This window comes from Thermococcus fumicolans (assembly GCF_055386755.1).
Genome location: NZ_AP042424.1, coordinates 203,916 through 225,850, shown reverse-complemented (window position 1 = coordinate 225,850; position 21,935 = coordinate 203,916). Strand labels below are relative to the sequence as shown.

23 protein-coding genes are annotated in these 21,935 nt (G+C 55.3%); 11 read left to right on the top strand and 12 right to left on the bottom strand.

Features of this window, described 5'->3' with window-relative positions:
* Window positions 1-8: 8 nt before the first annotated feature.
* Window positions 9-1,229, bottom strand: coding sequence for a bifunctional 3-hexulose-6-phosphate synthase/6-phospho-3-hexuloisomerase (gene hxlAB / locus ACZ5AM_RS01175; protein ID WP_464915155.1), 1,221 nt, complete (start codon window positions 1,227-1,229; stop codon window positions 9-11).
* Window positions 1,230-1,536: 307 nt separating this feature from the next.
* On the opposite strand from hxlAB, the gene ACZ5AM_RS01170 reads away from it, so the two are divergent.
* From ACZ5AM_RS01170 to ACZ5AM_RS01160, 3 genes are read left to right on the top strand one after another with little or no spacing between them, the layout of a single operon-like run.
* Window positions 1,537-2,568: a TAXI family TRAP transporter solute-binding subunit gene (locus tag ACZ5AM_RS01170; protein ID WP_464915154.1), complete on the top strand. Its 1,032-nt coding sequence runs from the start codon at window positions 1,537-1,539 to the stop codon at window positions 2,566-2,568.
* Window positions 2,569-2,624: 56 nt separating this feature from the next.
* Window positions 2,625-3,032, top strand: coding sequence for a DUF1850 domain-containing protein (locus ACZ5AM_RS01165; protein WP_464915856.1), 408 nt, complete (start codon window positions 2,625-2,627; stop codon window positions 3,030-3,032).
* Window position 3,033: 1 nt separating this feature from the next.
* Window positions 3,034-5,352, top strand: a complete 2,319-nt coding sequence (locus ACZ5AM_RS01160) for a TRAP transporter permease (RefSeq protein ID WP_464915153.1) — start codon at window positions 3,034-3,036, stop codon at window positions 5,350-5,352.
* Window positions 5,353-5,411: 59 nt separating this feature from the next.
* Here the strand turns inward: ACZ5AM_RS01160 and ACZ5AM_RS01155 are convergent, their stop codons facing one another.
* Entirely contained in the window at window positions 5,412-6,620 is a 1,209-nt protein-coding gene (locus tag ACZ5AM_RS01155; protein WP_464915152.1) for a hypothetical protein, read from the bottom strand.
* A gap of 121 nt (window positions 6,621-6,741) precedes the next feature.
* Between ACZ5AM_RS01155 and ACZ5AM_RS01150 the strand changes: the two genes are divergently transcribed.
* Genes ACZ5AM_RS01150 through ACZ5AM_RS01135 form a run of 4 tightly spaced genes read left to right on the top strand, consistent with a single transcriptional unit; the run spans window position 6,742 to window position 9,566 of the window.
* Window positions 6,742-7,872, top strand: a complete 1,131-nt coding sequence (locus tag ACZ5AM_RS01150) for a hypothetical protein (RefSeq protein WP_464915151.1) — start codon at window positions 6,742-6,744, stop codon at window positions 7,870-7,872.
* Between the two features lie 34 nt (window positions 7,873-7,906).
* Window positions 7,907-8,074, top strand: coding sequence for a hypothetical protein (locus ACZ5AM_RS01145; RefSeq protein ID WP_464915150.1), 168 nt, complete (start codon window positions 7,907-7,909; stop codon window positions 8,072-8,074).
* Window positions 8,059-8,964, top strand: coding sequence for an ABC transporter permease (locus tag ACZ5AM_RS01140; protein ID WP_464915149.1), 906 nt, complete (start codon window positions 8,059-8,061; stop codon window positions 8,962-8,964). The genes ACZ5AM_RS01145 and ACZ5AM_RS01140 overlap by 16 nt, the downstream gene beginning before the upstream one ends.
* Window positions 8,949-9,566 carry an ATP-binding cassette domain-containing protein gene (locus tag ACZ5AM_RS01135; protein WP_464915148.1) on the top strand — a complete coding sequence of 206 codons (618 nt, stop codon included), beginning with the start codon at window positions 8,949-8,951 and terminating at the stop codon, window positions 9,564-9,566. Before ACZ5AM_RS01140 ends, ACZ5AM_RS01135 begins: the two co-directional genes overlap by 16 nt.
* Here ACZ5AM_RS01135 and lrpA read toward each other — a convergent pair.
* Together lrpA and rlmD are read right to left on the bottom strand one after the other, a co-directional pair.
* Window positions 9,559-9,984, bottom strand: coding sequence for an HTH-type transcriptional regulator LrpA (gene lrpA, locus ACZ5AM_RS01130; RefSeq protein ID WP_464915147.1), 426 nt, complete (start codon window positions 9,982-9,984; stop codon window positions 9,559-9,561). The two genes, ACZ5AM_RS01135 and lrpA, sit on opposite strands and share 8 nt — an antisense overlap.
* A 60-nt stretch (window positions 9,985-10,044) precedes the next feature.
* A complete protein-coding gene (gene rlmD, locus ACZ5AM_RS01125; protein WP_464915146.1) occupies window positions 10,045-11,310 on the bottom strand; it encodes a 23S rRNA (uracil(1939)-C(5))-methyltransferase RlmD in 1,266 nt (421 codons plus the stop codon).
* A gap of 111 nt (window positions 11,311-11,421) precedes the next feature.
* Between rlmD and ACZ5AM_RS01120 the strand changes: the two genes are divergently transcribed.
* Window positions 11,422-11,637, top strand: coding sequence for an ArsR family transcriptional regulator (locus ACZ5AM_RS01120; protein WP_464915145.1), 216 nt, complete (start codon window positions 11,422-11,424; stop codon window positions 11,635-11,637).
* 114 nt (window positions 11,638-11,751) lie between these two features.
* A complete protein-coding gene (locus ACZ5AM_RS01115) occupies window positions 11,752-12,534 on the top strand; it encodes a MinD/ParA family ATP-binding protein (protein ID WP_464915144.1) in 783 nt (260 codons plus the stop codon).
* On the opposite strand, the gene pyrE is transcribed toward ACZ5AM_RS01115, so the two are convergent.
* The 3 genes from pyrE to ACZ5AM_RS01100 form a co-directional block, all read right to left on the bottom strand.
* Window positions 12,509-13,072, bottom strand: a complete 564-nt coding sequence (gene pyrE / locus ACZ5AM_RS01110) for an orotate phosphoribosyltransferase (RefSeq protein WP_464915143.1) — start codon at window positions 13,070-13,072, stop codon at window positions 12,509-12,511. The two genes, ACZ5AM_RS01115 and pyrE, sit on opposite strands and share 26 nt — an antisense overlap.
* A 76-nt stretch (window positions 13,073-13,148) precedes the next feature.
* The gene (locus ACZ5AM_RS01105) at window positions 13,149-13,955 is read right to left on the bottom strand and encodes a slipin family protein (protein WP_464915142.1); all 807 of its coding nucleotides are present in this window, start codon (window positions 13,953-13,955) and stop codon (window positions 13,149-13,151) included.
* Window positions 13,956-13,958: 3 nt separating this feature from the next.
* Complete coding sequence (locus ACZ5AM_RS01100; protein WP_464915855.1) at window positions 13,959-15,320, bottom strand: NfeD family protein; 1,362 nt, start codon at window positions 15,318-15,320, stop codon at window positions 13,959-13,961.
* A gap of 106 nt (window positions 15,321-15,426) precedes the next feature.
* Here ACZ5AM_RS01100 and ACZ5AM_RS01095 point away from each other — a divergent pair, with 106 nt between their 5' ends.
* The gene (locus ACZ5AM_RS01095) at window positions 15,427-15,786 is read left to right on the top strand and encodes a hypothetical protein (protein ID WP_464915141.1); all 360 of its coding nucleotides are present in this window, start codon (window positions 15,427-15,429) and stop codon (window positions 15,784-15,786) included.
* Here the strand turns inward: ACZ5AM_RS01095 and ACZ5AM_RS01090 are convergent.
* From ACZ5AM_RS01090 to serK, 4 genes are all read right to left on the bottom strand, one after another.
* The gene (locus ACZ5AM_RS01090; RefSeq protein WP_464915140.1) at window positions 15,725-16,186 is read right to left on the bottom strand and encodes a DUF835 domain-containing protein; all 462 of its coding nucleotides are present in this window, start codon (window positions 16,184-16,186) and stop codon (window positions 15,725-15,727) included. The genes ACZ5AM_RS01095 and ACZ5AM_RS01090 overlap by 62 nt on opposite strands.
* 142 nt (window positions 16,187-16,328) lie before the next feature.
* A complete protein-coding gene (locus tag ACZ5AM_RS01085; protein WP_464915139.1) occupies window positions 16,329-17,279 on the bottom strand; it encodes a hypothetical protein in 951 nt (316 codons plus the stop codon).
* Window positions 17,276-18,190: a hypothetical protein gene (locus ACZ5AM_RS01080; RefSeq protein ID WP_464915138.1), complete on the bottom strand. Its 915-nt coding sequence runs from the start codon at window positions 18,188-18,190 to the stop codon at window positions 17,276-17,278. The genes ACZ5AM_RS01085 and ACZ5AM_RS01080 overlap by 4 nt, the downstream gene beginning before the upstream one ends.
* Window positions 18,191-18,252: 62 nt before the next feature.
* A complete protein-coding gene (gene serK, locus ACZ5AM_RS01075; protein ID WP_464915137.1) occupies window positions 18,253-18,981 on the bottom strand; it encodes an L-serine kinase SerK in 729 nt (242 codons plus the stop codon).
* Window positions 18,982-19,150: 169 nt separating this feature from the next.
* Between serK and ACZ5AM_RS01070 the strand changes: the two genes are divergently transcribed.
* Window positions 19,151-20,296 carry a DUF763 domain-containing protein gene (locus tag ACZ5AM_RS01070; protein ID WP_464915136.1) on the top strand — a complete coding sequence of 382 codons (1,146 nt, stop codon included), beginning with the start codon at window positions 19,151-19,153 and terminating at the stop codon, window positions 20,294-20,296.
* A 220-nt stretch (window positions 20,297-20,516) separates the two neighbouring features.
* Here the strand turns inward: ACZ5AM_RS01070 and ACZ5AM_RS01065 are convergent, their stop codons facing one another.
* Window positions 20,517-21,881, bottom strand: a complete 1,365-nt coding sequence (locus ACZ5AM_RS01065) for an ATP-binding protein (RefSeq protein WP_464915135.1) — start codon at window positions 21,879-21,881, stop codon at window positions 20,517-20,519.
* Window positions 21,882-21,935: the final 54 nt, after the last annotated feature.

Genomic DNA, 21,935 nt, shown 5'->3' with positions numbered 1-21,935 from the left:
AAAGGGATTCACTCGAGCGTCGCGTGCTTCCTCTTCATGTCCTTCTCGGTCTTCTGGAAGGTGGCCATGAGGAGTGCTATCACGCCGTCCAGGAATATCATCGTCGAGTCCTCGAAGAGAGTTCCCATCGGGGCGATCCACTTGTACTTCGTGAGCATCTGACGCGCTATGTAGTCGGTCGGGACGTCGCTCTTCGTCCTGCCGGGTATCTCGACAACTACATCCGCCAGCTTGCCCAGCGTAGAGACCGCGTAGGATGTTATCGCTACGACCTTCCCGCCCTGCGCCCTCGCTATCTGCGCGGCGTCGACTATGCTCTTGGTCTCTCCAGAGCCGCTTATCGCTATGAGAAGGTCCCCTGGTTCGAAGGCCGGCGTTATCGTCTCGCCGACGACGTAGACGTTGAAGTCGAGGTGCATCAGGCGCATCGCGAAGGCCTTGCCAACTAAACCGCTCCTCCCGGCGCCGTAGATGAATATCTTGTTGGCCCCTATCATGGCGTCGACGAAGCCGCGAACCTGCTCCAGCTTGAGGCTTTCGGCAACGCCGTTTATGTGGTCAGTTATGTCGGTCATGGCCTTCTTTATGGTCATCATGTACTCGCCCCAGAAGAGGTCTATTATCTTCCTGGTGATCTCCTCTGGGTTTTTGGCCTTCGTTATGGCCCCGCCGACTATTATTATCGTTGCACCGAGCTCTATGACCTTTGGAATTGTCTCGAGGTTCAGGCCGCCCGCAACCGCGACCGGGACCTTGACGGCCTTTACGACCTTCTCAAGGTCCTCGAGCGGGCTCTTACCCTGAACCTGTTCGTCTATGCCCGTGTGGACGAGTATGTAGTGAACGCCCATCCTCTCGAGTTCCTTGGCGCGCTTCACCTTGTCCTTGACGCCTATGAGGTCTACCATGACCCTTATCCCGTAGCGCCTGGCCACTTCAACCGCGTCCATTATTGTCTTGTCGTCGGCAACTCCGAGGATAGAAACAACGTCCGCACCGTGTCTCGCCGCCATCTCGACTTCGAGGGCACCGGTGTCCATGGTCTTTAGATCGGCGACGATCTTCCTGTCCGGGAAGCGCCTCTTCATGAGCTCGACCGCGCGCATTCCCTCCTTCTTGATGAGCGGTGTGCCAACTTCGAGCCAGTGGGCACCGCCGCGGGCGGCTTTCTCGGCAATAGAAAGAGCCTGATCTATGTCAGTCAGATCGAGTGCAACCTGAAGTATCATCCCCTCGCCTCCGAGGATTTTTCAGGAGATGGTAGTCACGTTCTCTTTTAAACGTTTGGGGATCGAGACGTGTTTAAACAAAAAAGCGGCAAAAACTAAGCCTCGTGGCATCATAAGTACACTCGTTCGAAGTCCGCTCTAAGAGATATTCATCTGAGCCCAATAAAATTTTGGAAACGGACGGAATTCATGAAAAATGATCGATTTACCCGTTGGTAAACGTAAAGTATATAAACGGGCGTGCTCACATCTTTTGATGTTAATGAACTGTTTAGTTGTTTGAACGACATGTTTGGAGGTAAGGGACATGAAGTGGAAAGCGGTTGGTTTGATAGTCGTGCTGGTGTTTGCCGTCGTAGCCGCCGGCTGCATTGGCGGAGGCGGAGAAACAAAAACTTCCTCAAGCAGCCCCGGTGGGGGGAGCTCCAGCTCTAGTGGGGGCTACACTGGAACCATAACCATATACACCGGCGGAACGAGCGGTGTTTACTTCCCGCTCGGCTCGAAGTACGCCGAGATACTCAATAAGAACGGCGTTAAGGCCAAGGCCGTGACGAGTGGAGCCAGCGTCACAAACGCCAAGGCGATAGGAGAAGGTAAGGCCCAGGCTGCCATACTGCAGAACGACGTTGCGTATTACGCTTACAAGGGTCTCTACATGTTCGAAGGGAAGGCAGTGACAAAAATCCGCGGCGTTGCGGCCCTTTATCCTGAGACCGTCCAGTTCGTCGTTAGGGCGGACAGCGACATTAAGAGCCTCGAGGATCTTAAGGGCAAGAGGGTCGCCATAGGTGCAGCCGGAAGCGGTACAGCGGTTGCCGCGGAGCAGATACTTAAAGCTGCCGGTGTCTGGGACAGCATCGAGAAGGTCAACCAGAAGTTCAGTGAGGCCGCCCAGAGCCTGAAGCTCGGGCAGATAGACGCCGCGGTTATCGTCTCTGGAGCCCCCACCCCTGCCGTCAACCAGATAGCTGTTCAGACTCCCGTTAGGGTTCTCCCGATCCCCGACGACATCCTGAACAAGCTGAAGTCCCAGGGGTACATCTTCTACGTCCGTCAGGTTCTCCCGAAGGACACCTACAACGGAATGAACGAGGACACCCCAACGCTGGCCGTTAAGGCAATGCTCGCGGTAAGCGCAGACCTACCGGACGACGTCGTCTACAAGATGACCAAGATACTCTTCGACAACCTCGACGAGCTCCACAAGGTCCACGCCAAGACCAAGTACATAAGCCTCGACACTGCCCTCGACGGTATGAGCATCCCGCTCCACCCAGGGGCCATCAAGTACTACGAGGAGAAGGGCATTAGCGTTCCGGCCGAGCTCAAGCCGTGAAGCGGGTGAGGTCGTTGAGGGGACCTCTTCCCCTTCTTTTCCTGTTCCTGCTGCTGGTGCCCTTATTGGTTCCGTCTTATGCCCTCGTAATAAGCGATGGGCACTCATCACGCGTATACCGCCTGGGGGATGTTAGGGTGGAGATAGACTACGTCCACAGCGTCGAGAGGAGCGAAGTCAGAGAGGTTCTGGAGGCCAACTCAAGCGGTCTCTACGCTAGGGAGATGTGGTGGAAGGACTTCGGTGCGGGACTGCCCGAGGACATCCAGTACATGCAAGACGGCTTTTACGTGAAGAGGATAGACATCCCCCTGGGAAAGAGTCTGGACTTCTGGTTCATCCCCCTCAACCATGCTAAAATAAAGGTCAACGGCAAGTTGGCGTTTTCCATTAAAGAGGAGACCCTCGTTAAGTTCAGGGTCAAACGTTGCATGCTGTTTGAAACACTCATAGGGAGGTGCTGAGATGCCCGATGTTGATAAGGAACCGAAGGAGTTGAAGGAGCTCGAAGGGGAGAAGGCCGAGGTTGTTATTGAAAGGACCAGAACCCTCACGCCGAAGCTGGAGCTCGTGATAAAAACCGCCGCCGTTCTCATCGGTATCTACGAGATCCTCTTCATATTCAACTTCAACTACACGCTCTACGACATGTTCAGCAGGATGGGCATCCACATCGGGATCCTGAGGACGACCTTCCAGCCGAAGCAGGGGGAGGCCTTCGTACTGGCCATGATCCTCCTTATAACGTACCTCCTCTACCCCCTCAGGAAAACCGAGAAGGAACTGAAGAGAGTACCCGTTTACGACTACATCCTTGCCATACTGGGGGCCATCTCCGCTCTCTACCTCTTCGCGGTCTACCAGAGGTACGCGGAGTTTGCCGACGTCTACACGCAGGACGTGGTTTTCGGGGTTCTGGCGATAATCCTCGTCCTTGAAGCCACCAGGAGGGTCTTGGGCTGGGTTCTTCCAACCGTGGTTCTAGTCTTTTTGATCTACGGCATACGCGATCTCGGGTTCGACTGGATCCGCTTCACTCAGCAGCTCTACTTCGATGAGGGTATCTTCGGGATCCCGTTCTTCGTCATGACGACTTACGTCTTCGCCTTCGTCTTCTTCGGTGCTTTCCTCCTTAAGATAGGCATAAGCGACTACATAACCGAGTTCATGATAACGCTCTTTGGAAAGAGGCCCGGCGGACCTGCGAAGGCGGCCGTTGTCTCCAGTGGCCTGATGGGAACAGTCAGCGGTTCGAGCGTCGCCAACGTCCTCACCACGGGAACGTTTACGATACCCCTCATGAAGAAGGCGGGCTATCCTCCGGAGATAGCCGGTGCCGTCGAGCCAGTGGCTTCCACTGGAGGTCAGCTCATGCCCCCGATAATGGGTGCGGCCGCGTTCATCATGGCCGAGTTCCTCGGGGTTCCCTACAACAAGCTCATAATAGCCGCGGTCATTCCGGCGCTGGTGTACTACTCCGGGGTCTACCTCTTCATAGACCTCGAAACGAAGAGGCTCGGCCTCAAGGGCATGCCGTCGGAGCACTTCGCCCCCCTCAGGTACTTCCTCAGGAAGCTCTACATCCTCCTTCCGATACTCGTCATCACCGTCGCGCTCGTCTGGGGGATCCCGCCTCACATCTCCGCAATATCCTCCCTAGGAGTGGCTATCTGGGTGGCGTGGGTGGCCAAGGACGAGATAAAGGGACACGAGGGGCTCTACGTTGGCATAGTCCTCCTTACGACTCTCCTCATGTTCACGGGGAGGTCAATGGCAACTCTAGCGGGAGGGGTTATGCTCCTCCTTGCCCTGGCCCTTGTGGTTCTAGCCTTCGTTAGCGACCTCGTCGGCTTCAACGAGAAGCTCTACATCAGCCTGCTCTTCATACTCTTCACGGCCATGACGAAGTTCCTTGGAATGTCGAAGGAGCAGATACTCCTCATGAGCGGCGTTATGGGAATAGTGTTCTCCCTCATAGTCGGCTACGTCTCAAAGAGCGAGGACGGAAGGAAGATGTACGAGGCGACCTACCAGTCCATGATCGACGCGGGTAAGACGAGCACGAGCGTCATGCTTGCCGCCGCCAGTGCTGGCCTCATACAGGGCGTCCTAACGATGACGGGCCTCGTCACGAGCCTCGGCTACCGCCTCGTTGACCTCACCGCTGGTAACCTCTGGCTGCTCCTCCTCCTGACGATGGTCTTCAGCCTCATCCTCGGAATGGGCGTCCCGACGACGGCCAACTACATCATAACGTCCCTCGTTGCAGCGCCGGCCATATACAACGCTGTCCTCGGGCTCCAGCCCTACAGCTCATCGGTTCCGGGCTTCAGCACGCCGATAGCACTCCTAGCGGCTCACTTCTTCGTGTTCTACTTCGGGATACTGGCCGATGTCACGCCACCCGTGGCGCTGGCGAGCTATGCGGGCTCGGCTTTGGCGGGAGGAGACTTCTGGAAGACTGCCTTGAACGCAGTGAAGTACGCACTGGCGGGCTACATCGGCCCGTACATCTACTTCACCCATCCAGAGATGTTCCTCATAACGGTCCAGGATTGGACGGTAAAGACCGCACTAACTGTCATCTACGACTTCGGGGCAACGCTGCTCGTTATGTACATCCTGGCAATAAGCCTGACCGGCTGGTTTAGCGTCCACATAAGAAAGGAGCTCAGGGTTCTGCTGGCTTTGGTCGGCCTGCTCTCGGCCACGCTCCACCCGATCCCGGTGGGCATTGGTTTGGCGGCGGTACTCGGCATAAAGTTCTTTGGGAAGAGGGACTGAGCCCTTTTCTTTTTATCCTCGTTCTAGAAGGCTGAGAAAAAGGGAACGCAAAAGGGCCCTCAGTAGAGCATGACCTCAAAGCCCAGCTCGCTGAGCAGATCCGCGAGCTCTTCACTGTCGACGTATACCAGCAGGTGGTGGTTCCCGAGCGTCCCGTCGATGAAGTCCATCGCGTCCTCGATTCTGAGCTTTACCTGCGTCCTGCAGCGCATGTTGCTGTGCTCCTGGCCCACAACTTCAACGCCGGCGACGACGGCCTTTCTCCCGCGTATCTTGAGCAGACTTGCTTTCCCCTTCGGCAGCTGGACGTCAACGCCGACACCGGTTCCGCTCTCGAAGTGGCTCCTGAGGACGTACCTCCCGATGAGAGGCGCGGTGCAGTGGGCTAGCAGGACGTGGCTCTCATCGTAGTCAGCTATGTTGCCCATGAAGGCCGGCTTGTCAAAGAAGAGCCTCGCTATCATCATTCCCAGGAGCGAGTTGAGCTCCCCCTCGCACGCCGCCGGGACCCCCAGGGCGTTGAACATGGCTAAGGCCAGACAGGGGGTCGAGCCTATCTTCCCTATGAGGTCGAAGCAGCCTATGGTGAAGCCGCTCAGCCTGTAATCCTCAAGGATCCTCTTTATCGCCACGTATATCCTGCCCGCCTTGATCAGCGCCTTTTTGTCCGGTTCCTTGATCTCGGCCGCTTTGGAGACTATGCCTTCAACGGCCTCCCAGCCCTCCTCGTCCGCAACAGCGTCGTAGTACTCGTAGAACTTCTTGAGGCTTATTTTCGTGTAGGGGAGCTCAAAGCGCTCGTTTATTAGCCAAGGCGAAACCCTGCCTATCAGGCCTATGCGCATTCTCAGGAACTTGTCCAGGGTTTCTTTCATGTCCTCGTACCCGAGCAAGGCAGCTTTAAGCTCGTTGAAGTCCTTGACAAGGGTCGAGGGAATAAGCCTCTCGCGAAAGTACTCCCTAAGCTCTATTCCGGCCGCGAGGGAGTTGTTGAAGGGGTCGCCGTACACGATGGTTGGCTTCCTGTAGACCACGAACTCCTTCAGCCCGTTCTCCGTGCCGCCGGTTAGGGGATACAGGATTATCGCGTCCGCTTCGTTGAAGTCAGCTTCCTCCTTAACGGCTTTGAAATCAGCTTTTTTCGAGACGAAAAGGCCGCCCATGACCTCGAACTCCCCGGCCAGTCTCGTGAGAAAATCCGAGGCCTTCTTCTCGAACTGGGCCGGCTCCGCTAGCTCACTTACGCCAAAGACCACGCCGACTTTCATTAGATCACCTCAAGTTGCTAGGCAAGTGGGGATAATAACCTTGCGGTCGGGGAAAAATATAAATAGTAGTCACCGCCAGACATAGGAGTTGAATACCATGATTAGAACAGAGGTGAGTAAGATGGTCTGGGGAGGGAAACGCTTTGTCTCAGTCTTTCTGGTTTTTGTAGTCGTGCTTGGAACCGTTGTGGTAAGCGGGTGCACCGGCGGGGGCTCGGGCGAGAAGAACTGGCTTAAGCTCGTCCCTGAGGATGCGGTATTGGCAGGGGTTTTTGACGCCTCTACCCTCGACGACCTGAAGGACTTGATGAAGGAGATCCCCTACGAGGACGGGTCCGTGTACGACGCGTACATAGATGCCAAATCTGAGATAGAGAAGGAGCTTGGAATGGATCCCGACGATGTTTCGAGGGTTATCTTCGTCATTACGAAGTTCCCGAAGTCAGACTATGAGGAGCCCCTCTTTGCCATCTACGCCGAGGGCAGCATAGACACCAGCAGGGTGGAGGAGAAGATCAAGAACGCTACGGCCGATACCAACGTGAAGGTCAAGGAGTACGGGGGTGCGAAGATCTACTACAGCGCTGACTCAGGCGAGAACTTTGGCGTTGCCCTCGGTGACGGTTACATAGTCCTGGGATCCAGCGTTGGGCTCATCGAGGACATAGTGGACCTCAAGAACGGGAAGGGGAAGTGGGCCGAGAGATACGAGGACGTTGTGGACAAGGTTGGCTCCGGGAACCTGATCCTGGTGTACGACATCAAGTACTTCCTCGGATCCATCAGCAGGCGCGAGTTCGGGGATCTTAACCAGGCCGAGGCCAGGATGCTGAGCTTCGCCGGCAAGATGGAGTACGGGGCCTTTAAGTTCAAGGTTGCCGGGGAAGAGTATTCGGTGAAGACCGTTTTGAGGGCTGAGGACGAGGCAACCGCTAAGAGCGTCGTCAAGAACGCCAACGCCCTAATAACCCTAGCCAACACAACCCTCGGCCTTGGAATGGCCGGGGCTCCTGAAGACTTCGTGAAGAGCCTCCAGGATCTGCTCGGAAAGATCCGGATCGAGGCCGACGGGAAGTACGTGGTTCAGGAGTTCACCGTGAACAAGAAGGATATAGAGGACATAATGGATTCCCTCAAGTCCTACGAGGGTTATATGCACACCCCGAGGGACGAGAGCACCTCTGCAAAGAGAACCGTAGAGGAGATAAGCAACATACTGGAAAATGAATTGAGCGAAGGAATGAGCGGGTGATAGCTTTTTATCCTTTCTCCCCCTCTTTGGTCGGGTGGTTCGAGTGAGTAGACTGCTCCCGCTCCTGCTCAAGGAGTTCAAGCTCACCTCGAAGAGGAAGGCACTTCTCTTCATGATATTCGGTCTCCCCCTGTTCTTCGGTCTCGTCTTCACCACGTATCAGGAGGCCATCCCAAGCGACACCCCGTGGCCATCATCATAGACCAGAAGAATCTGAGTCAGGCCCAGATAAACTCGATAATGGCCATAGCCAGGACGTTCTCAAATCCCCATCTCGAACCGTCCGTTGAAGAGGCAACGGCGAAGCTCCAGAGGGAGGAGTACTACGTCGTCATCGAGATAAAGAGGTACCGGAGCTTCACGGACGCGAGCTACGTGGTCTACTACGACGATTCGATGACGCCCGTTGCCGCCATCTCCGAGAACCTGCTGGAGATCCTCAGGATAAGGCTGGGTGCGACCCAGATAGAGGAGCGTCCGATAAACAGACACGCCTCACTGCCGGAGTTCTTCTTCCCTGGTGTCCTCGTGATGCTCTCCGTTCTCGTTGGGCTTGAGCTCGTTCCCAGTACAACCCTGGAGGAGAGGGGCGTGCTGCCGAGGCTGAAGCTCTACTCCTCCCTCCCCCTCAACTTCGTCGCAAAGGTGATCGCGGGGGAGGCCGTTATCCTCCTCCAGGCCCTCATCACGAAGCTTGTCTACGACCACTCCGGCAGTGAAGTGGGCTTCGGCTGGGGTGTTCTGCTCGTTCTCCTGCTCACCACCCTCTACCTCTCCCTGATGGGCCTGTGCTTCGTTTTCGCCTTCAGGTTCGAGGGCCACTCCAAGACCCTCCTCCAGGTAAGCGCTGGCTTTCTCGTCCTCATGTCCGGTCTGCTCTACCCGGTCGGCTTCTTTCCGAAGGTGTTCCAGGAGTTCGCTCGGCTTCTGCCGACCTATTACTCTGGGGTCCTCCTGAGGGCGTTCATGTTCCGGGACGTCAGCGTTGGCCTCTTCGCGGACTACCTTGGCTATCTCATCCTGACGGTTTTTGCCTTTGCTCTCCTTGACGTTCTCCTCTACAGGAGGGTTCGGGAATGGAGTACTCTGTGACGATCAAAAACCTCAGGAAGTCCTACGGGAGCGTACAGGTTCTCAGGGGCATCGACCTCAGCGTTAGGAGGGGCGAGTTCGTCTGCATAGTCGGAAGGAACGGGGCCGGGAAGACTACCCTCCTCAATGCGGTGGCGGGCCTCATTGAATACGAGGGGGAGATAAAGGTAAACGCAGAGAGGATGGGTATACTGGGTCAGAAACCCGCCCTCTACCCCAAACTTACCGTCAGGGAGAACCTGGAGGTTTTCAGGAGAATACTGGGCGTCAAAAAGCCCGATCCCGAACTCGTCGAGAGGCTTGGTCTTGGGAGGTACATGGACACCCCGGTGGAAGAACTCTCCCACGGTAACGTGAAAAAGGCCGAGATCCTCTGCGCCCTCCTTGGGGATCCCGATCTGCTCCTGCTGGACGAGCCTTTGACCTCCCTCGACTACGAATCGAGGATCCAGTTTCTAGGTCTTCTCGGGGAGCTCAAAGAGCGAGGCCGGACCGTTATAGCGGTCACTCACTTCCCAGAGCTAATGTGTCCCCTCTGTGACAGAACCTTCCGCATAACTGATGGGCTGTTGAAGAAAGAAAAGTGCCGGGGGCTCACTTGAGCCTCTCCAGGATTATTGCGGGGCAGACCTTGGTAACGCCTTCGATCTTCCCGATCTTGTTGGAGATTATGTCCGAGAGATCCTCGCCGTCCTTCGCCCATATCTCGGTCATTATCATGTGGTCGCCGCTGGTCAGGTACACGTTCCTCACGAACTCGAACTCCTTGAGCTTCTGGGCGACCTCGAATATTTTCTCCGGGAGCGTGTCTACGCCTGTGAGACTGACTAGGTTGTAGCCGAGCTTTGACGGGTCTATTACTATCGTGTACTGCTTTATCACTCCGGCCTCCTCGAGGGCCCTCACGCGCTTTCTCACGGCCGTCTCGCTTATGCCTAGGACCTTGGCGATCTCGGTGAAGGGCGTTCTGGCGTCCTTAGTTAGCATCTCAATTATGACCCTATCCCTCTCGTCGAGCAATTCATTCACCTCCTGCTGATCTCGAACTACGGCATTATGATTTATTAACTTAGTGGTTCTTCAACGGGATCCTTGACGTTTTAATTCAACCACGACCTCCACGTGGGGTGTGTGGGGGAACATGTCGAGGCCGGTTATCGACTCCACTCTGTAAGCTTCCTTGAGGTTCCTCAGGTTCTCCGCTAGGGTTTTGGGGTTGCACGACACGTAGATTAGCTTCTCGGGACCGTCCTTGACGAGCCTCTTCACGAGCTTTGGATGGAGGCCAGCCCTGGGGGGGTCCACTATCACGGTGTCGTATTCCATGAGGGACTCCACGTCCCTATCCGCACCGACCTTGAACTCCGCATCGACCCCGTTCAGTTCGACGTTCTTTCTGGCCATCTCGACCGCGAAGGGGTTGACCTCGATTCCCTCCACGACGAACCCCCTTTTCGCCAGGTAGACCCCGAAGGTTCCAACCCCTGAGTAGAGGTCGAGAACCCTTTCCCCCTCCGCCACATTCTCAACGACTTTGAGGAGGTTGACTGCCTGGTAGCTGTTCGTCTGGAAGAAGCTGTTGGGGTGGATCAGATAGGTAACGTCCCCGAGGCGCTCCCTTATGAACTCGGACTTCCAGAACGCCTCGATGTCCCCGTACGAGACGTCGCTTGAGGTTCTGTTGACGCTCCAGTATACTGAGTCCGCGTAGTCGAAGTAGTCGGGGAACCCCTCCGGGAGCTCCCCGGGGGAGGTAACGAGGTTCACCATAAGCTCGCCCGTGAACTTGCCCTCCCTTATCACGATGTACCTCAGGAAGCCCCGGTTCTCCCCTATCTCGTAGAGGCTTGGCCTGTGGTCTTCGATGAAGTCTCGGAGGGATGATAGAACCTTCCTCGAAGAGGGCCCGAAGACGGGGCATTCCCCTATGTCAACCGCGTCCCACCACGTCCCGTACCTTCTAAACCCTATGCCTTTTGTCGAAATGACAACATCAATCCTATTTCTGTGCCCAAATATCTTTGGAGACGGAATAACTTTGACTTCTTCGCCCAAGATTTTTTTGAGTTTTGACTCCTTGAACTCCAGCTGTCTCTCATAGGGCAAGTGCTGGAGGAGACACCCACCGCAGCGTCCAAAGTGGGGACACTTGGGATTGCTTCTCATCGGACTGGGTTCTAGAACCTCAAAAGTATCCGCTATGATCTTCTTTTTCTTCCTTCTGGTTTTCTCAACCCTAACCCTGTCCCCCGGGGCGGTGAAGGGGACCAATATTTTCTTCCCCCCCTCCCGGAGTACCCCAAGCCCATCCTCGTTGAGTCCCTCTATCCTTCCTTCCACCGGCATCGGGGTGCCTTGATGGAAAAAGTTTATAAACTATTGCCATCGTCGCGGTGACGATTTTTGGCCAATAAAGTTTATTTATGTTGAGGACGCACTATTAATGGTGCCTTCCCGATGTTCGGCAGGAGCAAGGATTTAGTTTACCGGGTTTTGGCGACCAAAAAGCGGGCGGTTGCACTCCAGCACCTGAGTTCTGAGCTTGAAACCCCTATGCCTGCCCTTCTCTCGACCGTCAAGGCCCTCGAGTCGGATGGCCTGGTCGAGGTGTTCTACGGAACCGAGAAGGCCCATATAATGGTGAAGGCCAAGACCCTCGAGGACTACGTTTAGTTTAATTTTGTTTTGAAACGTTTTTTCAGCCCTTCTAATCAGGGGAAACCCTTTGGGGGAATCCGGACGACCGGTGTCGTTATCACGGGACGCGGCGGGGCTGGAAAGACCACCATGACGTCAAACCTAGCCGTGTATTTCGGCAGGGTTCTGAAGGAGGACGTCCTGGCCGTGGACGGTGATCTCTACCTGCCAAAGCTAGGCTTCCATTTTGGGATATACACCCCGAAGGTTTGCATACACAGGGTTCTTAAGGATCCCAGGGTTAACCCCTTCGAGGCCGTTTACAGGGATCCCAGGACTGGGGTGTACGTTGCCCCGGGGAGCCCTAACCTCTACGACGTCCTCGACCTCGATCACCGGCAACTAGCTAGGGTGGTGAGGGAGTTTGGGGAGAGGTACGGGTTTATAATCATCGACTCCCCCGTCGGCATACCCTTTGACACGCTCTCGACCTTTAACCTCGTTGACTACCAGCTCATAATAGTCGAGCTTGAGAGGTCTCCGATATATTCGGTAGAGAGGATGATAGAAAACGAGGTCGTTAAGCTGAAGGCCATCGGAGACGAGTTCGGGCTGAAGGTTGGCGTGATCCTGAACAAGGTCAGGGAAGCCAGGCCCGAGATAGGGGGAGTTCTGGAGCTTATCGAGGGTTCCATTGGCGTCCCTGTCCTCGGGGTAGTGTCTCTCGACGAGAGAGTCCCAATGGCCCTAAACAGGGGCCTCCCCGTGCTGGAGGCCTTTCCGAAATCCAGGGCAACCATTGACATTAAGAGAACCGGTGAGAACCTGATCGAGTGGATGTTCGGAAAGAGAGTTGAGCGGAAGGAGAACTTCCTTCTGGCCTTCCTGCGCGTCGTTAGGAGATCCCTCAATCCCTATCTCCACTGGGAGTAGGCTTTCTGGCCAGTAGCTCTGATACCCTTATGACTGGCAGGAACCTGTAGCCCTTCCCTGTTATGTTCTCCTCCGCCCCCTCCTCGCGGTCGACGACAACTGATATAGCGGCTATCTTGGCTCCCAAGGACTCAAGAACAGAAGCGGCCTTAAGGACGCTTCCCCCCGTTGTCGTAACGTCCTCCACGAGGAGTACCCTCTCTCCCTTCCTCACCTCCCCCTCGATCTGGCTGTTGGTTCCGTATCCCTTGGGCTTTTTCCTGACTATGACCAGGGGCTTCCCGGTTTCTAGAGAGAGGGCCGTCGCTATCGGCACCGCACCGAGTTCCGGTCCCGCTATTCTGTCGAACTCTATCCCCTCTACCCTAACCTTTTCAGCCATCAGGCGGGCTATGAGCCTCAGCGCCTCTGGATCAGTGATCACTTTTTTGACGTTGATGTAGTAATCGCTCTCTTTTCCAGAGGCAAGGACAAAGCGGCCGAAGAGAACGGCCCCCGCCTCGAACATCTTCTCGATCAGCCTCTCCTTCCCCTTCATTTTTGACACACCCGTTTAAACTTTCAAAAGCCTAACTGGATGAATCGACAGAAAAGAGTTTAAAAAAGTAGCGGCCTCACTCGGAGGCCTTCTTCTCTTCCATGGACTTCTTAAAGGTCTCACCGGCGTCGGCGAAGCTCTTGAAGAGCTTGAGCATCTCCATCGGGAGGGGTAGCACTATGACGTTGCTCTTGTCGCTGGCCACGTCGCTGATGGTCTGGAGCGTTCTGAGCTGGAGTGCCATCGGGTGCTCGCTTATGATCTCTGCCGCTTCCCTGAGCTTCTCTGCCGCCTGCCTCTCTGCCTCAGCAAGGGTTATCCTTGCCCTCCTCTCACGCTCGGCCTCTGCCTGCTTTGCCATGGCCCTCTGCATCCCAGCTGGCAGTTCAACGTCCTTTATCTCAACGGTACTGACCTTTATTCCCCACGGGTCGGTTGCTTCATCTATAATCTTCTGGAGCTCCATGTTGAGCTTCTCCCTCTCGCTTAGGAGCTCATCAAGGTGGGCCTGGCCTATGACGCTCCTCAACGTCGTCTGGGCTATCTGGCTGGTGGCCATTATGTAGTTGGCCACCTGGGTTACGGCCTTTACCGGGTCGACGACGCGGAAGTACACGACGGCGTTCACCTTAACCGGAACGTTGTCCTTTGTTATGGTCTCCTGAACCGGTACATCCAAAACCCTAGTACGGAGGTCGACTATGTAGGCCTTCTCGAATATCGGGATGATGAAGAACAGTCCCGGGCCCCTTGCACCGACGACCCTACCGAGCCTGAATATCACTGCCCTCTCGTACTCCTTCACTATCTTTATGGCGCTTGCCAGCACCATCAAAACAAAAAGCAAAACGATTCCCAAAACAATAGTCCCAACACTGGTCATGCTTCACACCTCCTTTCCTTCATCGGGGTTCTCCCTCTCCTTTGTCACAATGAGGGTTAGGCCTCTAACCTCAACGACTTTAACCCGCTCCCCGACCTTTATCGGCCTCCCGTCCTTGCTCTCGGCCCTCCAGAGCTCGCCCCTGATCTTCACCATTCCCTCTGGGTTCAGATCCTGGACGACCCTTCCTATTTCTCCGATCATCTCCTCCTTCCCTGTCTGGGCCTTCTTCCTCCTGTCCCTCACGACCGCGGCGACGCCGAAGGCGAAGAATGCCGCGAGGAGGAGGGCTATCACTACTATGACGATCCTCAGGGTGGAGAACGTGGAAGTCTGGATGAGGTACTCGTTTCCACCTCCAAAGAGGAGTATGCCGCCTATGATCATCGTCACTACCCCCGCGACCGTGAACAGGCCAAAGGTCGGCGTCAGTGCCTCGGCTATGAAGAATATTATGGCCAGAAACACCAGCAGAAGGCCCGCTGCGTTGTAGCCGAAGTAGCCGAGGCCGATGAGTCCGAGGACGAGGAGTATCGCCCCGACGGTCTCCGGAACGTGCCACCCTGGGGTCAGGAAGCCGAAGATGAGCCCGAGGATGCCGATGTTTATGAGGACGTAGGCCACCGTCGGATCCGAGATGTACTTAACGACCTCGTCCTTAAAGGAGGGCTCCATCGTCACTATTCTGACGTTCGTGAAGTTCAGCGTTACGTAGCCCTTCCCCTTAACGGGGATCTTCGTCCTCATTCCGTTCGCCTTTTTGAGCAGGTCGGGAACGTCCTCGGCCACTACCTCTATGGTGTGGGCCTTTAAGGCCTCCTCCGGGGTCAGGCTGAGGTCCTCCGTGATGAACTTCTCGGCGGCCGTCATGTTCCTGCCGCTCGCCTCTGCAAGGCTCTTGATGTAGGCTATGTAGAAGTTCCTTATCTTCTCGGGGGCCTTCACTATGCTCCCGTTGGCGGAGTAGCCCATGATGGGCTCGCAGGCCCCTATGCTGGTTGAGGGGGCCATCGCTATGAGGTGGGAGCCGAGGGCTATGTAGGTTCCGGCCGAGGCCGCTATCGCCCCTGGTGGATAGACGTAGATGATGACCGGAACCCGCGACTCCTTTATCCTCTGGATTATCTCCTGCATCGCCTCACCGCTGCCGCCAGGGGTGTCGATCTCTATTATCAGGGCCTCGGCGTTTCCCTTCTCCGCGGCCCGGATGTACCTTGAGAACTGATCAACCGAATAGCTCGTTATGACGCCCTCGAACTTCGCAACGTACACCTTCCTCTCGTTTCCTCCGGCCGATGCCGAGGGGACGAGCATCAGAAGGAAGGCGACTACCAAAAGGATGTAAACGACCCCGTGTTTTCTCATCCCCACCGCCCGGGCATATGTACTCACAGGAGTTTAAAAGGTTTGCACTACGTTGGTTTGCATCCTCCGGGAAACTGTTTTATATCATCCCGCCCAAAATGGGATGGTGCCTGCGGTGAGGGACCTGGGGGCGCTTTCAAAAGCCTACCGGGTGGCCAGAGGGGAACGCAAGCTGGAACTAGCCCGGGAGCTCGTTAGGCGCGTCTCCCGGTACTCCCGCATGGAGCCCTTCTGGGAGGGGATCAAGGGACTGGGCGTAAAGCCTAGCCTCGTCAAAGACGCACTCACTCTCCTGGAAGAGGCCGGCGAGATCAGGATAAGGCGCTCCGTTGATGGGAGGCGCCTCTACGTTCTTACCCTGCGGGAAATCCGGAAGAATCCCGTAAAACTCGATGCGTGGCTTTTCAGCCCTCGATCCCGCGGAGGAGTGCAAACTCCCTCTCATCCCAGGAGGAGGGGTCGGTGATTAAATACAGCTTTCCCCCGGCCAGGATAACGTGATCCCTCAGTGTGTGGAGGAACTTCAGAAAGCTCTCAAACCCGTTGTATATGGCCAGGTACTCCGGGCACTCTATGACAACGGCCTTTCTCGGGTTTTCCCTGAGCTCCTCAAGGATTCGGTGGAGGAGTTTGGGGAGCTCCCGGGGACCTATGAAACCCGGCACGGTGCTCACGAGAAGGGGATCCCACCCGGAGGGAACGCTCTTCCCGGGCCTGGTAACGAGAAGGGCCTCTCGCTCAGGTACGGCCTCCCGGGAGCCCACTATCTGGAAGTGGACGGGCCCAGGGGGAAGGGGGTGGGGTGAGCTTGAGGTGTTGAACTGGGCCTGTGCGATCATCGATAGCACTGCCCTGACGGGGCTCATGCTTTCACCGCTGGGGAATTGGGCTTCGTGATATAAGTGCCTTTTTTGTAAGTGGCTATGTAGGTGCAGATGCAGGCCCTCGGTTTCCTGGACTGATCATCACCGCTCAGCCGGTTGATCCATCGTCATCGGGCGGAGGAAGTTACGAATCCAATACCCTCCCCCTATCTATCCAGACTCCCCAGGTTTTAACGGTTCCGTTTCTGAATACCACAATCCCTGAAATGCCCGGTAGGCTACCCCTCTTATATCCCCTCTCAAAGATCTCCCTCGCGTGGGGGTTCACGTAGATCCCGGTGGCGTTTATTAGGATGCCCTCAACATCGCCCCAGCTCAGCTTTTTTGAGAACCTCCTTATGAGCCGAACGTAATCGCTCCCGTTGAAGACCGGCAGGTTTTGGGAAGGCACAAGGCCCCAGACCTCTGCATCAGGGTAGATGACACCAACCCTGTCGTGGGTTTCGTTGTATGGTTCTACGACGAGCCAGGTTTCCCTACAGAGTGGCCTGTAACTGTACGAGCCGGTGATGACGAACACTCCACCTGCAGGTCTGATGTCCATGAGCTTAGTTTCCCCACCGACCTTGAGTCCCCTGAGAAGCTTAAAGCTCCTCCCGGAGAGGAGGGAAGTTATGTTCCTGCATCTCGCGATCCCTTTGTACTCGTCCTCCATAATCCGATAATCCGTCTCGTTCAGGAAGTAGAGGCGGTTGACATAGCCTTTTTCTTCAACCATTCCGAGGTTTTTTAGGGCCGAGAGGGGCATCGAGATGGATGAATAGTCGAGGCTGGTTGGATACTTCCCGGAGGACACCCCGTCTTTGGTAATGTACACGAGGGTTAGGGTTCCGTTGGGGTGGTAGAGGTAGACCTTCCACTCTATTACCGTCTCGGACGGATGCCATATCCGCAGATGGGCCGCCAGAAGCCTGTATCCCTCTTCGTCGTAGGGTTTAAGGTAGTTTTCGTAGACGTAGGTGGAGTTCACGAGAGGGATCTCTGAGGATGGTGTCCCGAAGTGGCCGAGGTATCCCACAGCCGCAATGATCAGGCCGAGCACCATGAGGGCCTTTAGGACGCTCTCCCCCTTCAACTCCCATCACTTCCCAGGGATTCTTCAAACGTGCCGTACCTGTAGTTGGGGAGGAGGAATATCCCCTCCACGGAAGCGTTTCCGTTGTCATCGGATACCCATACCTGGATGTAGGTGATATCGGGCCAGACGACCTTTGGGATGGCTTCTCTCAGAAGCTGGACGCTCTTCCCAGTGAAGGTCATGGTTTCGTTCATGTATCTCTTTGCCTTGATAGTTGTGGAGAGGCTGATGCCGGGGTAGAACACTGTGATGTTTAGCTTGTCCCCCTGAAGTTTCTTGACCACCCACACCATTTGACCGGATTCGAGGCTGTATCCCGGGATAGTGAGAAGCCCTTCGTACCCGATGAACCCTCTGCAGACGTAGTCATGGGCGAAGAGGCTTGGAGGATCACAGATCGTCTTGGTTTTGATCCAGATCTTATCCCTGGAGCCTGTCCCTTCGATGGAGTAGTAGACTTCCCCGGGCTTTATCACATCCGAGAAGGCAGGGAGGTAGGAGCCGTTTACCTTGTCTCCATAGACCCACCCCAGGGTTTTAAAGAGGAGGGCCGTTTGGTGGGGGCGGTAGTTGCGGAGAAGAGAAACTTCCATTGCGAGGGGGGAGTAGTTAACCAGGGCCTCCGCCCTTTCGACCTTTCTGTCGAGTCTTCCAAGGATGAACGCCGAGAGGGGTTTCCACTCCACGGTGTAGACATTCAGGATTCCATCCCCGTCGATGTAAGTGGCAAACTGCCAGGTGTTTCCGTGGTGATAGGCTGCAACGAGCGTCTCGTTTTCTGGAACCCCGGCTCTTTCATAGGCAACAACGGCGGATCTGAGTTCGTATTTGAGATACGCCGCCCTCATCCCGAGGATGAGGAGGACTATTAAAAGCAGAGTTTTTAAAACCTTGCGAAGTCCCGTCATTAACTCTTACCCGAGGATTGTGAATACTCACAAATTAAAAATATTTCGCAAAAAGTTGGAACTCAAAAGAGCTCCTCGAGCTTGACGTCGATCTTGTCCGGGTTGAAGGGCAGGACGTGCCTCGTGGTCTTTGGGGAGTAAACCTCGCCGCGCTTGACGAGCTCCATGACTTCTTCCTTGGTCGGGGCCTTCCTGATGAAGACGTAGTCGATCTCGCCCTTGCCCATGTCCTCTCTAGCATCTTCCTTGAGGCCGTAGTAGATGAGCTCTATCTTCCCCTCGACGCTCATCTCGTCGAGGACCTTGCTGACCTTCTTCTGCTCCTCCAGAGAACCGGGGATGGCGAAGCTCTTCTCACCGACGAGGGCGAAGGCTATCTCTCCCCTCTCAGCCTTCTCCTCAGCCTCGGGGTCTTCAACGACCTCGAGTCCTTCCGCCTTAAGTCTCTCGAGAACCTCGTTAAGGTCTCCCTTGAAGGCCGGGTACCAGGTGTAGACCTTGACGTCGTCGCTGAAGTAGTCAAGGATGACCGAGGGAGCGCGCTTGGCGCCGAGCTTTTGGAGGCCGGCCCAGCGGTGGTGGCCGTCAACTATCAGGTACATATCCTCACCGGGAACCTTGGCGAGGAGCATCGGCTTCCAGAAGATGCCGCTCCCTGTGACGCTCTCGATGAACGCCTCAAGCTCCTTCTGGACGAGCTGCTCGTGGGGCTTCATCTTGTCGAGCTCGATAAAAACGTAGTCCACTTTAACAGTCGGGATGTCGTACTTCGGAACCTTTTCAACTCCCATCCTCAACCCTCCGTAAGCGTTAAACCTTCAGACCTCCCTCGAAACGAGGGGTAAAAAGGCTTTCCCTTTCATATGGACAGCCTTTCCCGGGCATTTTGCGGAAAAACAGGAAAAAGCATGAGGATTTTAAGGGACAACCGTTAAAACACCAAAGGCTCAACTAACTCCGATGAGGAACGTCGCCGATCTGCCCCTTCACGGCGGCCACGTTCCAGCGTGGCTCGCCCAGAGGATGAGGAAGCTGACTAGGTTAGTGCTCATCTTAGCGGTCGAAGAATACGGGACGAAGGGGCTCCTTGAGAGGCTCTCAGACCCGGTGTGGTTTCAGGCCTTCAACAACGTTATCGGGATGGACTGGGACAGCAGTGGCTCGACGACGGTAACAGCAGGCATGATAAAGGACGCCCTCTGGAGGGAGGAACTCGGAGTAAAAGCGGCCGGCGGGAAGGGGAAGAAGAGCCGGGCTACTCCAGAGGAGCTGAAAACCATCGCAAAGCTCTACGACCTCGACCCCGAGCCGTACGTCAGGACTTCAAGGCTGGTCGCGAAGGTCGATACCGTTGCCCTTCAGACCGGCTACCAGCTCTACCACCACGTCTTCTTCCTCGATGAGATGGGGAACTGGGCGGTGATACAGCAGGGAATGAACGAGAAAGCTAAGCTCGCGAGACGCTTCCACTGGTTTGACGCGGAAACCTTCACCCTCGACCCACACAAAGCCATTGCCGGCCTAAAGACGGAGTTCGCGCTGAACACTGTATCGAAGGACGCGAGGGAATATCAGAAGACGCTCCTTGACATCGTCCAGGAGAACCCCACGAAGATAGAGCGTGAGCTTGAGAGCCTGAAGGCAATTGCCAAGGGTTACAGGCCCCTCGTTTACTACAAGCCCCGCGAGCCCTGGGAGAAAGACCTGCTGAAGCGCTACGAGAGTCTCGGGAGGTTCGAGCTGAACAGAAAAGCCCTAGAATTTGCGAGGGAGCTTAGCGTTTCGAACTACGAGGAGTTTTTGCTCCTCAAGGGCCTCGGGCCGAGCACTTTGAGGGCATTATCGCTCGTCCTTGAGTTAATCTATGACGTCCACCCGAGCTGGAAGGATCCAGTAACCCACCCGCCCGACCCCTTCAAGTTCAGCTACGCCGTTGGCGGGAAGGATAAAGTGCCGTTCCCGATAGACAAGCCCGCCTACGACGAGCTGCTTTCCTTCCTCGAGGAGCTTGTCTCAAGGCACCCCGAGGAGAAGGCCCTCGTGAGGAACGTGACGAAGATAACGAAGAACTGGAAGTTCCCGGAGAGGGAGAAGAGGCTGACCTAGCGCGAATTGTTGCACCATGATTAGTCTAATCGTGTTGCAACTACCCAAGCCTTTCCCCGAGGTTGTCAGTTCTCTCACGTCCACTTAACGTTGTTCTCCTGGCCTTAGAGAGAGCATTGAGGCGAGTGTCCTCACAAGGCTGTCGTGTAGAGCCCCGTAGCTTCCACCTTTGAGGGCTTCCTTGAAAAGAGGCCGCTGGCGAGGAGGCTACTTTCACATCTCAACTTTTTGAAGTCCCTTCAAAATCCCTCAAGTCCCAGGCGAGCCATCCCCCATTGCGAAGCTCCTCTTTATCCCCCAGGCCCTTTGCGACGATCCCGTACCATCTTTCCCAGCTTTCCAGCTCTACAAAATCCGCCTTCCTCTCCAAGTCCTTCAAAACTCCCTTTGCTTCCCTCCCGCTCAGCTCCTTCCACTTCACCTCAATGAAAAGGGCCTTTTTCTCCCGCTCGTTGAGAGCGAGAAGGTCGATCTCCTCGTTTTTCTTCCACCAGCCGCCAATTTTCGTGAACCTAAACGGGAGTTTCCCGGCACGGTTCAATTCCTTGAGAAAATCACCCGCCACCTTTTCAAAGACGAAGCCAAGATAGCGGTTGTACTCTTCATCAAAGTTCTCGATGTAGCCGAAGTCGAGGAGCTGGGAGCGGTTGGGATAGACGAAGCGGAACCAGAAGTTGAAGTAGAGGTCGCTCAGGTAGTAGCGGGCGTTTCTCCTCCTCTCGGGTTCTCCAACCGGGTGCCTCTCCTCAACTATGTGGAGCGTCTGGAGATTGCTCAGGTACTGGGAAACCGTCGAGCTTGGAAGGCCCGTAAAGTTCACTATATCTCCGAACTTCGTCTTTCCGAAGGCTATCGCCTTCAGTATCGCGAAGTATCGAGCTGGCTCCCTAAGCTCGCTCCGTAGGAGGAATTCGGCCTCGTCGAATAGCGGTTTGTTGGGCTGGAATACTTCTTCAAGCTTTTCTCCTGCCCTCAGTCTAAACTGAACTTCCTTAATGTACGCGGGTATGCCGTCGGTTATTCCGTAGATTCTCACGAGCTCTCCCCAGCTTTTCTCGGGGAAGAACTCCCTCAGATGAAGAAAGCTCAGTGGTTCAAGTTTTATAGAGAGCGTCCTTCTGCCATAGAGGGGACTTTTGTAGCCCAGAACGTGGCTCTCCATCACGCTTATCGCTGAACCAGTGAGTACGAGTTTGAGTTTCCTTGAAGAATCCCATATCTTCTGGAACTTTGAGAGGAGGCCTCTGTTTGCTTTCAGAAGGTTTGGGAACTCGTCTATTATGACCACAACTCCCGAGCCATCGAGAATTTCAAAGACCTCCTCCCACGAGAGTTCCGCCTTTGCTATGAGGGGGTTCTTAAGGGCATTGCCGACAAGAGATTGAAACGTCCGGAGGTTTTCCTTCTCTAGGGTCTCCTCTGCAAAAAAGTATATGTGGGGAATACCTTTCACCGACTTCTTAACGAGGGCGGTCTTACCAACCCTTCTTCTCCCATAAACGATTATGAGCTCTTTTCTGTTGCTCTCATAAGCTTCCCTTAATGCCTGCAGTTCCCTCTCTCTGTTCACGAATTGTTCACACATGATTATGATAATCCACTTCGAACTATTTAAACCTTTCTTCCCCCACTGCAAGCC